Annotated in this window: 16 protein-coding genes and 1 pseudogene; 12 read left to right on the top strand and 5 right to left on the bottom strand. The window is 71.1% G+C overall.

Annotation, left to right across the window (positions count from 1 at the left end; translation table 11 throughout):
- A pseudogene (locus AOK17_RS03310) lies at window positions 1-371 on the top strand (FUSC family protein); the annotation flags it as partial.
- An 87-nt stretch (window positions 372-458) separates the two neighbouring features.
- Here AOK17_RS03310 and AOK17_RS03315 read toward each other — a convergent pair.
- From AOK17_RS03315 to rpmB, 3 genes are all read right to left on the bottom strand, one after another.
- On the bottom strand, window positions 459-995 hold the full coding sequence (locus AOK17_RS03315) for a hypothetical protein (RefSeq protein ID WP_055610748.1): 537 nt from the start codon (window positions 993-995) through the stop codon (window positions 459-461).
- Between the two features lie 183 nt (window positions 996-1178).
- Entirely contained in the window at window positions 1179-1484 is a 306-nt protein-coding gene (gene rpsN, locus AOK17_RS03320) for a 30S ribosomal protein S14 (protein WP_055610749.1), read from the bottom strand.
- Window positions 1484-1720, bottom strand: coding sequence for a 50S ribosomal protein L28 (gene rpmB, locus AOK17_RS03325; protein ID WP_055610750.1), 237 nt, complete (start codon window positions 1718-1720; stop codon window positions 1484-1486). Before rpmB ends, rpsN begins: the two co-directional genes overlap by 1 nt.
- Before the next feature lie 65 nt (window positions 1721-1785).
- Here rpmB and rpmG point away from each other — a divergent pair, with 65 nt between their 5' ends.
- The 5 genes from rpmG (at window position 1786) to AOK17_RS03350 (ending at window position 4339) form a co-directional block, all read left to right on the top strand.
- Window positions 1786-1950, top strand: a complete 165-nt coding sequence (gene rpmG / locus AOK17_RS03330; protein WP_055610751.1) for a 50S ribosomal protein L33 — start codon at window positions 1786-1788, stop codon at window positions 1948-1950.
- 5 nt (window positions 1951-1955) lie between these two features.
- Window positions 1956-2267, top strand: a complete 312-nt coding sequence (locus AOK17_RS03335) for a type B 50S ribosomal protein L31 (RefSeq protein WP_055610752.1) — start codon at window positions 1956-1958, stop codon at window positions 2265-2267.
- Window positions 2267-3511 (top strand): GTP-binding protein, encoded by a 1245-nt coding sequence (locus AOK17_RS03340; protein ID WP_055610753.1) that lies wholly within the window; start codon window positions 2267-2269, stop codon window positions 3509-3511. Before AOK17_RS03335 ends, AOK17_RS03340 begins: the two co-directional genes overlap by 1 nt.
- Window positions 3512-3513: 2 nt before the next feature.
- Complete coding sequence (gene rpsR, locus AOK17_RS03345; RefSeq protein ID WP_055610754.1) at window positions 3514-3744, top strand: 30S ribosomal protein S18; 231 nt, start codon at window positions 3514-3516, stop codon at window positions 3742-3744.
- 376 nt (window positions 3745-4120) lie between these two features.
- A complete protein-coding gene (locus AOK17_RS03350) occupies window positions 4121-4339 on the top strand; it encodes a DUF397 domain-containing protein (protein ID WP_055610780.1) in 219 nt (72 codons plus the stop codon).
- 135 nt (window positions 4340-4474) lie between these two features.
- Here the strand turns inward: AOK17_RS03350 and AOK17_RS03355 are convergent, their stop codons facing one another.
- Window positions 4475-4951 (bottom strand): ATP-binding protein, encoded by a 477-nt coding sequence (locus AOK17_RS03355; protein ID WP_055610755.1) that lies wholly within the window; start codon window positions 4949-4951, stop codon window positions 4475-4477.
- A gap of 365 nt (window positions 4952-5316) precedes the next feature.
- On the opposite strand from AOK17_RS03355, the gene AOK17_RS03360 reads away from it, so the two are divergent.
- Together AOK17_RS03360 and AOK17_RS03365 are read left to right on the top strand one after the other, a co-directional pair.
- A complete protein-coding gene (locus AOK17_RS03360; protein ID WP_055610756.1) occupies window positions 5317-6141 on the top strand; it encodes a helix-turn-helix domain-containing protein in 825 nt (274 codons plus the stop codon).
- A gap of 105 nt (window positions 6142-6246) precedes the next feature.
- The gene (locus AOK17_RS03365) at window positions 6247-7707 is read left to right on the top strand and encodes an aldehyde dehydrogenase family protein (protein ID WP_055610757.1); all 1461 of its coding nucleotides are present in this window, start codon (window positions 6247-6249) and stop codon (window positions 7705-7707) included.
- Window positions 7708-7804: 97 nt separating this feature from the next.
- Here AOK17_RS03365 and AOK17_RS03370 read toward each other — a convergent pair whose 3' ends face one another.
- On the bottom strand, window positions 7805-9037 hold the full coding sequence (locus AOK17_RS03370) for an FAD-dependent oxidoreductase (RefSeq protein ID WP_079052769.1): 1233 nt from the start codon (window positions 9035-9037) through the stop codon (window positions 7805-7807).
- A 333-nt stretch (window positions 9038-9370) separates the two neighbouring features.
- Here AOK17_RS03370 and uppS point away from each other — a divergent pair, with 333 nt between their 5' ends.
- The 4 genes from uppS to AOK17_RS03390 all read left to right on the top strand — a co-directional run bounded on the left by uppS (window position 9371) and on the right by AOK17_RS03390 (window position 13730).
- Window positions 9371-11224: a polyprenyl diphosphate synthase gene (gene uppS, locus AOK17_RS03375; RefSeq protein ID WP_055610759.1), complete on the top strand. Its 1854-nt coding sequence runs from the start codon at window positions 9371-9373 to the stop codon at window positions 11222-11224.
- Window positions 11225-11340: 116 nt separating this feature from the next.
- Window positions 11341-11889: a DinB family protein gene (locus tag AOK17_RS03380; RefSeq protein WP_055610760.1), complete on the top strand. Its 549-nt coding sequence runs from the start codon at window positions 11341-11343 to the stop codon at window positions 11887-11889.
- 87 nt (window positions 11890-11976) lie between these two features.
- Entirely contained in the window at window positions 11977-12618 is a 642-nt protein-coding gene (locus AOK17_RS03385) for a PadR family transcriptional regulator (RefSeq protein ID WP_055610761.1), read from the top strand.
- Window positions 12619-12785: 167 nt separating this feature from the next.
- The gene (locus AOK17_RS03390) at window positions 12786-13730 is read left to right on the top strand and encodes an ATP-binding cassette domain-containing protein (RefSeq protein ID WP_055610762.1); all 945 of its coding nucleotides are present in this window, start codon (window positions 12786-12788) and stop codon (window positions 13728-13730) included.
- Window positions 13731-13746: the final 16 nt, after the last annotated feature.

A 13746-nucleotide genomic window follows, 5' to 3' on the forward strand; every position in this document is an offset into this window, starting at 1 on the left:
ACGCGCTGGCCCAGCTGGGCCGCGTGGCCATGCTCCTGGAGGCCCACCTCCCGGAACGCGGCGCGACCCCCGTACCGCCCGCCGCCCGCTTCGCCGACGCCCTGCGCGAGTCGACCCACAAGGGCGCGAAGGCCATCCGCGAGCGCCGGGTCCCCACCTGGGACGCGGTGCGCGAGGCACTGGACGCCTGGGAGACCGAGAACCCCGAGAACGCTGACAAGGTCGTACGCAACACCGCGACCCTCGTCCTCGACACCCTCACCGAGCTCTCCGAGGCCCTCGACACGGCCGTACCGCCCATGACGCTCGACGGAACGGCCCCCGAAAAGCCGAACGGGCCGCGAAACCCGAAGGATTCCGCGACCCGCTGAAGCGAACCGGCGTGACGTGAGCCGGCGTGACGTGCGCCGTGCGTGACGTGAGACCGGGGCCTCAGGACCTCAGACCCGCCGGGGGCCTCAGGACCCCAGACTCGCCGTAGGCAGCCCGGACGGCATCTTGCCGCCCTCCGCCTTCGTATACGTTTCCTCGCCGAGGCCCTCCCACGTGACCTTCAGGGTCGTGGAGTCGACCGAGTCGACCATGCCCTCGGCCCGGTCCTTGTTCCCGTCGGAGCACTTCAGCTCGATCATGCGCATGCCCGAGGTCTCCCCGGCGGTGCCGCTGCACACGGACCCGCCGGTCGAGAACAGGCCGGCCTCCGAGCCGGTGATCACCAGCGCCACGGCCTTGCCGCTCTTGGTGGCCAGCCAGCTGCCCTCCAGCGCCCCCACCTTGTCCTTGCTCCCGCCGGAACCGCCGGAACCGTCGGAACCACCTGTTCCGCCGCCGGTGTCGGCCGACCCGCTCGGTGCCGAGCCGGTGGAGGAGGGTGAGTCGTCGCCCCCGCCCCCGTCGTCGCTGCTGCAACCGGTGGTCAGGACGAGCGCGGCAGCCAGCCCCGCCGCCACGGCCGCGATCCGCGCCTGCCCGCGCGAGATGGTCGCCGAAGTCACTGAAGCCCCCAAGGGTCTGGCCGGACGAGTCGCCGGTACCCGCCGGGTACCGCCGGTGGCGCCGATGCAACCGGGAACGACCGCCAGCAAGCTACCAGGCCCCTCTTCCGGCACACCGGGAAGCACGCCCGCCCGGCATCGGAGGAGCGCCGACCCCTGAGCCGGAGTCCGCTGCCAGGTCCGCTACCAGGAGGACTTCCGGACCCCCGGCAGGAACCCCTTGTGTGCCTGGTCCCGCAGGTTCACCCGGGAGAGCCCGAACGTCCGCAGATAGCCGCGCGGCCGACCGTCCACGCTGTCCCGGTTGCGTACGCGCGTGGCGCTCGCGTCACGCGGCTGCCGCTCCAACTCACGCCGGGCGGCGGCCCGTTCGGCGTCCGTCGAGGACGGCCTGCGGACGATCTCCTTCAGTTCGGCCCGCCGCTCGGCGTACCGGGCGACGATCTCCCGCCGCTTGTCGTTCTTCGCGATCTTGCTCTTCTTGGCCATCAGACCCTCACCCCACGGGCCCGGATCCGGGCCACGGCGGCCTCGACTCCGATGACGTCGACCGTCTTGATGCCCTTCGTGCTCAGCCTCAGCCGTACGTACCGGCTCTCGCCCGGCAGCCAGTAGCGCTTGCTCTGGATGTTGGGGTCGAAGCGGCGTGACGTGCGCCGATGCGAGTGGGAGATGGAGTTCCCGAAGCCCGGCCGGGCTCCGGTCAGCATGCAGTGCGCGGACATGTGAGTGACGTACCTCTCTGATTTTTCGTTATCGATAATGGGATCCGTTTTCATATACTAGCCACATGGCACGCAACGAACTCCGTCCGGTCGTCAAGCTCCGGTCCACGGCCGGGACCGGCTACACGTACGTCACCCGCAAGAACCGCCGCAACGATCCCGACCGGATGACCCTGCGCAAGTACGACCCCGTCGCCGGCCGGCACGTCGACTTCCGAGAGGAGCGCTGAGCCTCATGCGCGAGGAGATCCATCCGGCGTACGGTCCCGTCGTCTTCCGGGACCGGGCCGCGAACCACGCCTTCCTGACCCGCTCGACCCTTGTCGCCGGGGCGGGCGGGAGGACGATCGAGTGGGAGGACGGCAACACCTACCCGGTCGTCGACGTCGAGATCTCGAACGTGAGCCACCCCTTCTATACGGGGACGGCCCGCGTCATGGACACGGCCGGCCGGGTGGAGCGCTTCGAGCGCCGCTTCGGCAGGCGCGACGACCGGAGTGCCGGCGAGCGCGCCGACCGGCCCGGTGACCGGCGAGGAGAGCGGTGATGCTGTCCGTCGCCATCGTGGGCGGGCTGCACGCCGATGCCCGCCGGGCGGCCGTGGACCGGCTGCTAGCCGAGGTGCCCGGGTCGGTGGCGCTCCACCACGACCTGGCAACGGCCGTACAGGGCACGGTGGTTCGTACGGTTCGCGACCGCACCGGGATCGTCTCCGCAGGTGAGGCGCCCCTCGTCAACGACTGTGCGTGCTGTGCCCTGCGCGAGGACCTGGTCCCCGAACTGGAGCGGCTCGCGGAGGACGGGCTGACCCGGCTCGCGGTCGTCGAGCTCTGGGACTCGGTCGAGCCGAAGGCCATGGCGGAGGTCGTGGCGAGCGCGGATCTCCGCCTGACCGCCGTCATCACGGCGGTCGATCCCGCCCTGGTGCTGCCCTACCTCGGCAACGGCGACGACCTCGCCGACGCGGGCCTCGCCGCTGCCGCCACCGACCAGCGCACGGTTGCCGACACCTTCGCCCGCCAACTGGAGTACGCGCCCGTCCTGGCCCTCGCCACCTCGGAGGACGCCGACGACGAGGACCGCGCCCTCCTGGCCCAGCTCCATCCGACAGCCCGCCAAGTTCCGATAGGCGACGGTGACTTGGCGGGCCGAGGGGACCGCGACTGGGAGTCGTGGTTCGAGAGGCGACCGGCCGAAGGGCAGGGCCCCGCGGGACAGGCGGGACTCGCCTCGGCGGACTCCGAGCCCGGGCGGCACCCGCTCGCGGAGGCCGCCTTCGGCGGGTTCGACGTGGAGGCTGCCGCCGCCGCCCAGCATCCGGCCTGCGCGTTGCTGCCGGCCGACGCGGACGAGTGCGGGGTCGCCACGCTCGTATGGCACCGCCGGCGGCCGTTCCACCCGGAGCGGCTGTACGCGGCGCTGGAGGATCTGTGCTGCGCGGCGGCGCGCAGCCGGGGGCGGTTCTGGCTCGCGGACCGGCCCGACATGCTGCTGCACTGGGACGCCGCGGGAGGCGCCCTGTGTGTGGAGAACGCCGGGCCCTGGCTGGCCTCCCTGCCCGACGCGGCCTGGGAGCTGGTGCCGCCGGTACGCCGTGCCGCCGCCGCGCTCGACTGGCATCCGGAGCACGGCGACTGCTGCCAGCACCTCGTCTTCACATCACCGGGCCTGGACCGCGACGGACTCGAACTGCTCCTGGAGTCCTGCCTGTTGACGGACGCGGAGTACGCGGCCGGCCGCACCGCCTGGAAACAGCTCCCGCCCGCCTTCGACTCCCTCCTGGAGGTCTGACCATGCCCCGCAAGCCCGACCGCAAGCCGGTGCCGCGCCCCAATCCGCTGGGTACGGCGAAGATCACGTACATCGACTACAAGGACACGGATCTGCTGCGGAGGTTCATCTCCGACCGGGGCAAGATCCGCAGCCGTCGGGTCACGCGCGTGAGCGCCCAGCAGCAGCGGCTGCTGGCCCGGGCGATCAAGAACGCCCGGGAGATGGCTTTGCTTCCGTACTCTTCGCGATAGGCCCACGGCCGACCCCGAGACCCCCATGACCGGGCCCGGGACTCCCACGGCTGAGCCCGCCGGCCCCACTGTGCACATGCGACCCTCACGACCCCCTCCTTCCCATTCATTTCATGGGCGGGAGGGGGTCGTTTCGGAACACAAAGGGCCCGGTACGCGTCCCTTACTCATGCGGGGGCAGCCGTTGGAACGATTCGGCCCGCGGGACCGTCAAACCGTGTAACCGCAGGACCACCCCCCGTGCACGTGCATCTGCTCATGCAACTGCATGTGAAGAGCGGCTATGATCCGGGCAGTTGACCAACACTGCATCACTGGCAACAGACGCCAATGCACCACCGGGGAGCGACCTGTGGACCACGACGTGTACAACGGCATGGCTGCCACGGAGCTGCGCGGAGCGGCCTGGCAGAAGAGCATGCACAGCAACTCGCAGGGCTCCTGCGTGGAGTTCGCCCGGCTGCCGGGCGGCGAGGTGGCGGTGCGCAACTCGCGCTTCCCCGACGGCCCCGCCCTCATCTACACGCCTGCCGAGATAGAGGCCATGCTTCTGGGCATCAAGGACGGCGAGTTCGACCACCTGATCGCGGGCTGACGCCGCGCAGGAGGTCGGCCGGTGCGGGCGGAGGACCGGCCGGTGGGGGCAACTCGCCCCATTCAGGGATGTTCACGGACCGTAGGCGGTCGGTAACGCGCGTAGAACCGCGGCGCGAAAAAGCGCCGCGGTTCCTCATGCGGAAGGGCCCAGCCGGAACAGCGCCCAGACGACCTTGCCGTTGAGCGTGCCGGCGAGCGGGTGCCAGCCCCAGCCGTCGGCGAACGAGTCGACCAGGAACAGCCCGCGGCCCGACTCCGCCGAGAAGTCCTCGGAGTCGCCCGCGACCGGGCTGTCGTGACTGGGATCGCGCACCGCGCACACGAGTCTCTCGGTCCACCGCATCAAGTGCAGCCGCACGGGCGCGTCCTGGTCGCCGGGACGCGGGGTGTCCGCGGGCAGGGCGTGCCGCAGCGCGTTGGTGACGAGTTCCGAGACCACCAGACAGACGTCGTCGAAGCGGTTGCCGATGTCCCACTGGTCCAGCGTGCGGCGGGTGAACTGCCGCGCGTCGCGCACCGCTTCGTAGCGGGGCGGCAGGGCGCAGGAGGCGGCGTTGGACACGGACGCGGGGTCCAGTGGCGGAAGCCCCTGCCGTAACGGCTCGAGCATGGTCGATCCATTCGTCCCCATGCGAGGCACTCCCGGGGTTCGCGGTCGTTGCGATGCAGCGGTGGCGCGAGACCATCGTTCCGAATGCGTTCGGCAGATGCAAGGGCAGATGCACGTGCACGTGCCCGAATTGGACCTTCCCATACCGCTTCTTGGTCATTTTTTCCGCGACCTTCTTGCCTCTTTTTCGTGTCTGGCTTGTCTTCTCCTTGTCGATTCCTGTGTGTCCCCGCTGAAACCTTGCCGTTTCTGTAATCGAACGAGTACTGCTTGGAGTGTTTTAGTGGCAGACTGCGGCCCTTGAAGACGGGTTGGGGAGGCGGACGAACGTGAGCGCGCAGGAGTCGGGATCGGTGGTACGGCGCATGCTGCTCGGCTCACACCTGAGGCGGCTGCGCGAGTCGCGCGGCATCACCAGGGAAAAGGCCGGCTACTCGATCCGCGCCTCCGAGTCGAAGATCAGCCGTATGGAGTTGGGCCGGGTGAGCTTCAAGACGAGAGACGTCGAGGATCTGCTGACGCTCTACGGGATCGCCGACGAGGCGGAGCGCACCTCCCTGCTCTCCCTCGCCAAGGAGGCCAACGTCGCGGGCTGGTGGCACAGTTACTCGGACGTCCTGCCCAGCTGGTTCCCGACGTACGTCGGCCTGGAGGGCGCCGCGTCCCTGATCCGCTCCTACGAGGTCCAGTTCGTGCACGGACTGCTGCAGACCGAGGCGTACGCGCACGCGGTCGTGGCGCGGGGCATGAAGGGTGCGAGCGAGGCGGACATCGAGCGGCGCGTGGCGCTGCGCCTGGAGCGCCAGAAGTACCTGGTGTCGGAGAGCGCCCCGGACTTCCACGTCGTACTCGACGAGGCCGCGCTGCGACGCCCGTACGGCGACCGGGAGGTGATGCGGGGTCAGCTCCAGCACCTCATCGACATCTCCCAGCGTCCCAACGTGCGGCTGCAGATCATGCCGTTCAGCTTCGGCGGGCACTCGGGCGAGAGCGGGGCCTTCACGGTGCTCAGCTTCCCCGAGTCCGACCTGTCCGACGTCGTGTACCTGGAGCAGCTCACCAGTGCGCTGTATCTGGACAAGCGCGAGGACGTCACGCAGTACGAGAAGGCGATGAAGGAACTCCAGCAGGACAGCCCCGGTCCCGACGAGAGCCGGGACTTGCTCAGGGGTCTGCTGCAGCTCTCCTGAATCTGCTCTCCAACTCCCTTGAGACACCAGTACGATGACGTGTGATCAGACCGTGAAGATGATCGTTCGGGTGTCTGCTGCGGCAGCAAGGGATTGAGGGATCACATGTCGTCCTACTTCACCGACCTGGCTCAGCAGTACATCGACGGCGAGTGGCGTCCCGGTACCGGCTCCTGGGACATCATCGACTTCAACCCGTACGACGGTGAGAAGCTCGCGTCGATCACGATAGCCACCGTCGACGAGGTGGATCAGGCCTATCAGGCCGCCGCCCGCGCCCAGAAGGAATGGGCCGCGACGAACCCGTACGCGCGTCGTGGTGTGTTCGAGAAGGCCCTGCGGATCATCGAGGAGCGCGAGCAGGAGATCGCCGAGGTGATCATCGCGGAGCTCGGCGGCACGCATCTGAAGGCCGGCTTCGAACTGCACCTCGTCAAGGAGTTCCTGCGCGAGTCGATCAACCTGGCGCTGCGGCCCGAGGGCCGGATCATCCCCTCGCCGGTCGACGGCAAGGAGAACCGCCTCTACCTCGTGCCGGTCGGCGTCGTCGGTGTGATCAGCCCCTTCAACTTCCCGTTCCTGCTGTCGCTGAAGTCCGTCGCGCCCGCGCTGGCCCTCGGCAACGGCGTGGTCCTCAAGCCGCACCAGAACACCCCGATCGTGGGCGGTTCCCTGGTCGCGAAGATCTTCGAGGACGCGGGCCTGCCGGCCGGTCTGCTCAACGTCGTGATCACCGACATCGCGGAGATAGGCGACGCCTTCATCGAGCACCCCGTGCCGAAGGTCATCTCCTTCACCGGCTCCGACAAGGTCGGCCGCCACGTCGCCACCGTCTGCGCCGCGAACTTCAAGCGCTCCGTCCTCGAACTCGGCGGCAACAGCGCGCTGGTGGTCCTGGACGACGCGGACATCGACTACGCCGTGGACGCCGCGGTCTTCAGCCGGTACGTGCACCAGGGCCAGGTCTGCATGGCCGCGAACCGCGTCCTCGTGGACCGCTCGATCGAGGCCGAGTTCACCGAGAAGTTCGTCGCCAAGGTGAAGACCCTCAAGGTCGGCGACCCGACCGACCCGCAGACCGTCATCGGCCCCCTCATCAACTCCTCGCAGGCGGACTCCGTTTCGGGCGTCGTGACGCAGGCGATCGCCGAGGGCGCCACCGCCCTCGTGCACGGCAACGTCACCGACAACCTCGTCGAGCCGTCCGTGCTGACCGGCCTGCCCGCCGACTCCGACATCCTCCGCCAGGAGATCTTCGGCCCCGTGGCGCTCCTCGTCCCGTTCGACGGCGAGGAGGAGGCCGTGCGGATCGTCAACGACACCCCGTACGGGCTGAGCGGCGCCGTGCACACCGCCGACGTCGAGCGCGGTGTCTCCTTCGCCCGGCAGATCGACACGGGCATGTTCCACGTGAACGACGGCACCGTGCACGACGAGCCGCTGGTCGACTTCGGCGGCGAGAAGTCCTCGGGCATCGGCCGCCTGAACGGCGAGTCGACGGTCGGCGCCTTCACCACCCAGAAGTGGATCTCGGTGCAGCACGGGCGCAGCTTCTTCCCGTTCTGACCTGCCAACTCCTTTACGGGGCGCCCCTGCCGGCTTCGGCGGGGGCGCCCCGCGCCGCGTCCCGGGGACACGGGGTGTGCGGTGCGCACGGCACGCCTCAGCGGCGGCTGAGCAGATAGGCGTCCGGCCCGTACGCGGCGGCGATGTCCTGCGCCGGGATGCCGAGCATCGTGGAGAACGCCGTCACCACCGGCAGATGGGCCGCCCCGGGCTCGTCACCGGTGAGGAGGTCCCCGACCGCGTCCCGGAGCGCGGGGCTCAGGCGCAGCTGGTCGACGGCCATCCTCGCCGTCTGTGCGGTGCCCGGCTCCTGACGGCTCAGCAGGCGGTAGAGCGCCATCGCCACCCGCCCGGTCGCCGCCCCCGCTCCCGCGTGCTCCCGGGCGTACGCCTCGGCGGAGCCGTGCGCGGCGAGGCTCAGGGCGTCCTGGATGCCGAGGGTCGTGCCGGCCGCGAGGATCGGGTGGATGTGCCCGACCGCGTCGCCGACCAGCGCGAGCCGGCCCTGCCCGTAGTGCACTCGGGGCCGAAATCCGGTCGCGGACCACGTCAGCCGGCCCGCCGCGAGGGCGTCGGCCAGCGGCCGGCGCAGCACCTCCGGCATCAGCGGCACGAAATGACGGTGCAGATACGCGTGCAGCGCGGGCGGTCGCGGATGCGTCGGGGGCACGTCGAGGACCACCCGGATCGCGTCCGGAGCGATGGAGTAGATGGCCACCCCGTGCCCGGGCACCTCGCTCGCGACCTGGAACGACTCGTAGACCGGCAGCCCGGGGCCTTCGAGCACGACACCGGCCGAGTGCGACACGACGGTCTGCGGGGTGTGCCCGAACAGCGCGCGGCGGATCCCGGAGGAGCGGCCGTCCGCCGCCACCACGAGATCGGCGCGCAGCCGCGTCTCCTGCCCGTCGCGGGTCAGCCGGACCGTGCCGTCCGGGGTGGCCGCCGTGACGCGGGCGCAGGTGAGCACCTCCACCCCGGGCCGTTCCACGACGCTGTCCCGCAGCGCGTCCACCAGCTCCGCGTGGGGCATGGACACGGCCCGCATGCCCCGCCGGTACGGCACCACGACCGGCTCGTTCCCCTCGTCGGCCAGGTGCATGCTGACGCCCGTACCCCGGACGTGGCCGCCCTCCGGAAGCGCCAGGCCCCAGCGCAGCAGCACATCGGCGGCGGTCGGATGCAGCCATTCCACGGCGAACGGCGAGGCGGGCCCCCGCTCCATGCGCTCGACCACCACGACCCGGGCACCGCGGTCGGCCAACGCGTGCGCGGCGGCGCAGCCGACCGGGCCGGCCCCCACGACGATCGCGTCCACGGAATCGCTCATGCCTGGCTCACATCCCGGGCTGGCGCCCTGTGTTGACGGTGCGTCACTGTTCGTGACCGATCGCCTACGGAACCTAACCCATGTCCGATCTCCGCCCCGGCGGCGTACCACGATCGGGCGAGAAGGTCGCCGAGCCCGCGCGGCGCGTCGACGGGACCGGTAGGAAGGGGGCACCGTCGGGTGGCGCACCTGGCCGTTCCGAGGGCCGTGCGGGGTCGTTGAGAGAGTGCCGCACCAGGCCGGTCCGTGGGCCGTTCCGGGCCGACGGCGACCGCTTTTCCGACCTATCGCCAGGCGTGACGTACGACGTGACGGCTGTGAAAGAAGGGCTCCTTGTCCCCCGTTCTCCCTCAGCCAGCCGCCCCCGACCCTGCCTCCGCCCCCGGCATCGCCGCCGCCTACGCGTCCTGCCGACGGCTGGTCAGGTCCTCCCGCTCCGTCGAGTACTCCGTCATGCAGCTGATGCCGGCCGCGCTGCGCCCCGCGTGCTGGGCCATGTACGCCGCCGCCGTGACGACCGACGCCCTCGTCGACGACGAGGAGGGCAGCCCGGCCGAGCGTGCCGCGAGACTGCAGGCCTGGGTGGACGCCCTGCGCGCGGAGCTCTCGGAGACGGGGTCCTCGCCCGCGGGACCGCCGGCCGCGGGGCCCTCGCGCGCGGGGCTGTCCCGCGGGCCCGGGGGTGACGGCCGCGACCGCGGGGATCCGGTCCGCCGTGCCCTCGCGGACACCATCCGAACGTGGCAACTCGACGTCGAGACGTTGACGCCCGTCTTCACCGCCCTGCGCGAGGACGCCTCGGGCCGCCGCCCCCAGACCTGGCGCGAATGGAGCCTGCGCACCCAGGCGGAGAACACCCCGTGGGCGATGTGGTGCCTGACGCTCCTGACCCGGGCCGGAGTTCCCACCACGGTCCGCCAGGAGCACCTGGAGGCCATGCCCGCCTTCCTCGACGGCCTCTACCTCACCGACACCCTCACCGATCTGGCGTCCGACCTCGGCCGCGGCATCCTGACGCTCCCCGAGGAGGCCCTCGCGGCCCACGGGGTCCCCGAGGCCGACCTCCTCGCCCGCCGCTGGACACCGCCCGTCGAGGCACTGATCGCCGGCCTGACGGACCAGGCCGACGACTGGCTGGAACAGCCCGCGCTGCAGCGGGGGGTGCACCCGGGGATGGCCGTCCTGCTCCGCACCTCCACCGACCTCTTCCGGGCCCGCGTCCGCACCGCCCGCCGGCTCGGCCCCGCGCTGCTCCACCGCACCGCCGAACTGTCCCCGGCCGTACGGCTGCGGCTGCTCGCCCCCGCCCGCGTCCGTGCCGTACGCGCCTGGCGGCAGGCCGCGCTCGTGCAGCCGGCCGAGCCCGTGGTGGTCCTGCCCGAGCCCAGGCGCGAGGCCGACCCGGCGTTCCTCCCGCCGGTGCCGCCCCGCCCCCACCCGAGCGGGGAGCGCGCACCGGACATCCCCGCGGAGCGGCTGCCCCGGCACGTCGGCGTCATCATGGACGGCAACGGCCGCTGGGCCGCCCAGCAGGGACTGCCCCGCAGCGAGGGCCACCGCGTCGGCTCTGACGCCACCCGCGACGTCGTCCACGGGGCGCTGGAGCTCGGCCTGAGCCATCTGACGCTCTACGCGTTCTCCACCGAGAACTGGCGGCGCGACGCGAGCGAGGTCGCCCGGCTGTTCCGCACCATGCACGACACCCTGCGCGACTCGGACCTGCGCTCCCTCGACGTCCGTCTGCGCTGGGCGGGCAGCCCCGAGGGCCTCCCGGTCGACCTGGTCGACGCGCTCCGGCAGAGCGCGCGCGACAGCCGCCACCGGACCGGGCTGACGCTCACGCTGTGCGTCAACTACGGGGGCCGCGCCGAACTCGTACAGGCCGCGGCGGGACTGGCCCGCGCGGCAGCGGCGGGCGAGCTGGACCCGGACCACATCGACGAACGCCTCCTCGCCGCCCACCTGCCGCACCCCCACCTCCCGGAGGTCGACCTGCTGTGGCGCACCGGCGGGGAGCACCGGATCTCCAACTTCCTGCCCTGGCACCTCAGTTACAGCGAACTCCACTTCACCGACACGCTGTGGCCCGAGGTCGACCGCCGCGACCTGTGGCGGGCGGTCAGCACGTACACCCAGCGCAGGCGACGGCACGGGGCCGCACCGGTCGTGGAGGGCACGCGGGTCTGAAGTCCCGGATTCCGTCCCGGAGTTCCCGGCTCTCATTGAGGACAGAAGCTGACCGCAAGGGTCCGTAACTTGGTTGATGTCAGCAGGCAAGAGGACCCGATGAGAGGCGGCCACTCATGGTCATGCACGTGCACGCCGAGGCCCACGGCGACGAGCGCGGCGCGCTGCTCGCCTTCCTGGACGAGCAGCGCGGGGGCATCCGCCGGACGTTGCTCGGCCTGACCGACGAGCAGGCCGCGACCCGGCCGAGCGCCAGCGAGCTCTCGCTCTCCGGGCTGCTCAAGCACGTCGCCGAGACCGAGCAGGGCTGGCTGTCGCGGGCCCGGCAGGTGGCGCCCGACACCCAGCGCTCCGAGGAGAACTGGGGCGACAGCTTCCGGCTCGTCGGCGACGAGACCGTCGAGTCGATGCTCGCCCACTGGGACAAGATCGCCCGGCAGACCGAGGACTTCATCCGGACGGTGCCCAGCCTGAACGACACCTTCCCGCTGCCCGACGAGCCCTGGTTCCCGGACGACGAGGCCGTGTCCATGCGCTGGGTGATGCTCCGCCTGATCGCCGAGATGGCCCGGCATGCCGGCCACGCGGACGTCATCCGCGAGTCCCTGGACGGGAAGACCGCCTTCGAACTGGTCGCGCAGGAGCAGGGCGCCTCCTGGGGGTGAGTCCGGGGGTGGCCGGGAGGTGGCCCGGGGGTGGGCCTGAGGTGAGGCGCCCCCCGGCCCCGGGGAGGTGGGCCATACGCTGGCTCCATGTCAGCGATCCGTCTCCTCGTGCTCGGCGCCGTGCGCCAGCACGGCCGGGCCCACGGCTACCAGGTGCGCAACGACCTGGAGTACTGGGGCGCGCACGAGTGGTCCAACGCCAAGCCGGGCTCGATCTACCACGCGCTCAAGCAGATGGCGAAGCAGGGACTGCTGCTCGCCCACGAGATCGCGCCCTCCACGGCCGGCGGCCCGCCGCGCACCGAGTACGAGATCACGGAGGCGGGCACCGGGGAGTACCTCACGCTGCTGCGCCACTACCTCACCGCGTACGACCAGAAGCCGGACGTGCTCACCGCCGCGCTCGGATTCATGGTCGACCTGGACCGCGAGGAGGTCCTCGAACTGCTCGAGGAGCGGGTGCGCGCCATCGAGGAGTGGCGCAAGGGCGTCACCGAGTACTACACGCCCGAGGAAGGCCCCGAACAGCTGGGCCACATCGGCGAGATCATGAACTTCTGGGTCACCTCCGCGGACACCGGCGCCCAGTGGACCCGCGGCCTGATCGAACGGATCAGGGGCGGTGCGTACGTCTTCTCCGGCGAGGGCGATCCGTTCGTGGGGGTGCTGGCGGACGACGACGAGAACCCGTACGCGACGGGGAAGTCCCATCCGGGGGACGCGCACTGAGCGAGGCACGGGCGCTCGGCGAGGACACGCGCGCTCGGCGGGCCCGGCAGGCTCGGAGAATTTTCACTAATCAAGTTTGACTAAATGCTCGGACGGGCATACGGTTCACCGTCGCACTAGTAGTCAAGTTTGATTACCCTGAAGTGACCGGAAGCGAAGGGAGCCCGATGACCGACGTGATCGTCGTCGAGGGCGTACGGAAGAGGTACGGAGACAAGCACGCGCTGGACGGGCTCGACCTGAGCGTCGGGCGCGGCACGGTGCACGGAGTGCTCGGGCCGAACGGCGCGGGCAAGACGACCCTGGTCCGCATACTGGCCACCCTGCTGCGGCCCGACGAGGGCCGCGTCGAGGTGGCGGGGCACGACGTGCGGACGGACGCGCACGAGGTGCGCTTCCGCATCGGACTGCTCGGCCAGCACGCGGCGCTCGACGAGGAACTCGGCGGACGGCAGAACCTGGAGATGTTCGGCCGCCTCTACCACCTGGGCGCCCGCCGCGCGCGTGTGCGGGCCGACGCCCTCCTGGAGCGCTTCGGCCTCGCGGACACGGGCCGCAAGGCGGTCAAGCAGTACAGCGGCGGCATGCGGCGCCGCCTCGACCTCGCCGCCTCGCTCATCACCGAACCGGAGGTGCTCTTCCTGGACGAGCCGACGACGGGCCTCGACCCACGAGGCCGCGCGGAGGTGTGGGACGCGGTGCGCTCCCTGGTAGGAGGCGGCACGACCGTGCTGCTCACCACGCAGTACCTGGAGGAGGCGGACCAGCTCGCCGACCGTATCTCGGTCGTCGACCGGGGCCAGGTCATCGCGGACGGCACGGCGGACGAGCTGAAGGCGAAGACGGGCGGCGACCGGATCGACGTCGTCCTGCACGACGCGGGCCAACTGGGCGCCGCGGTGGCCCTGTTGCCCTTCGACAAGGCCACCCTGTCCGTGGACACCGACCGTCGCCTCCTCAGCGCCCCGGTCACCGACCGCATGACGGCCCTCGCCGGGGCCGTACGCGCCCTGGAGGAGGCCGGGATAGAGGCCGAGGACATCGCGCTGCGCCGGCCGACCCTGGACGAGGTCTTCCTGCACCTGACCGGCAAGCCCGAGGAGGCCGCGTGAGTACGTCGTTGAGCTG

This window comes from Streptomyces phaeochromogenes, from assembly GCF_001418655.1.
Classification (GTDB): Bacteria; Actinomycetota; Actinomycetes; order Streptomycetales; family Streptomycetaceae; genus Streptomyces; species Streptomyces phaeochromogenes.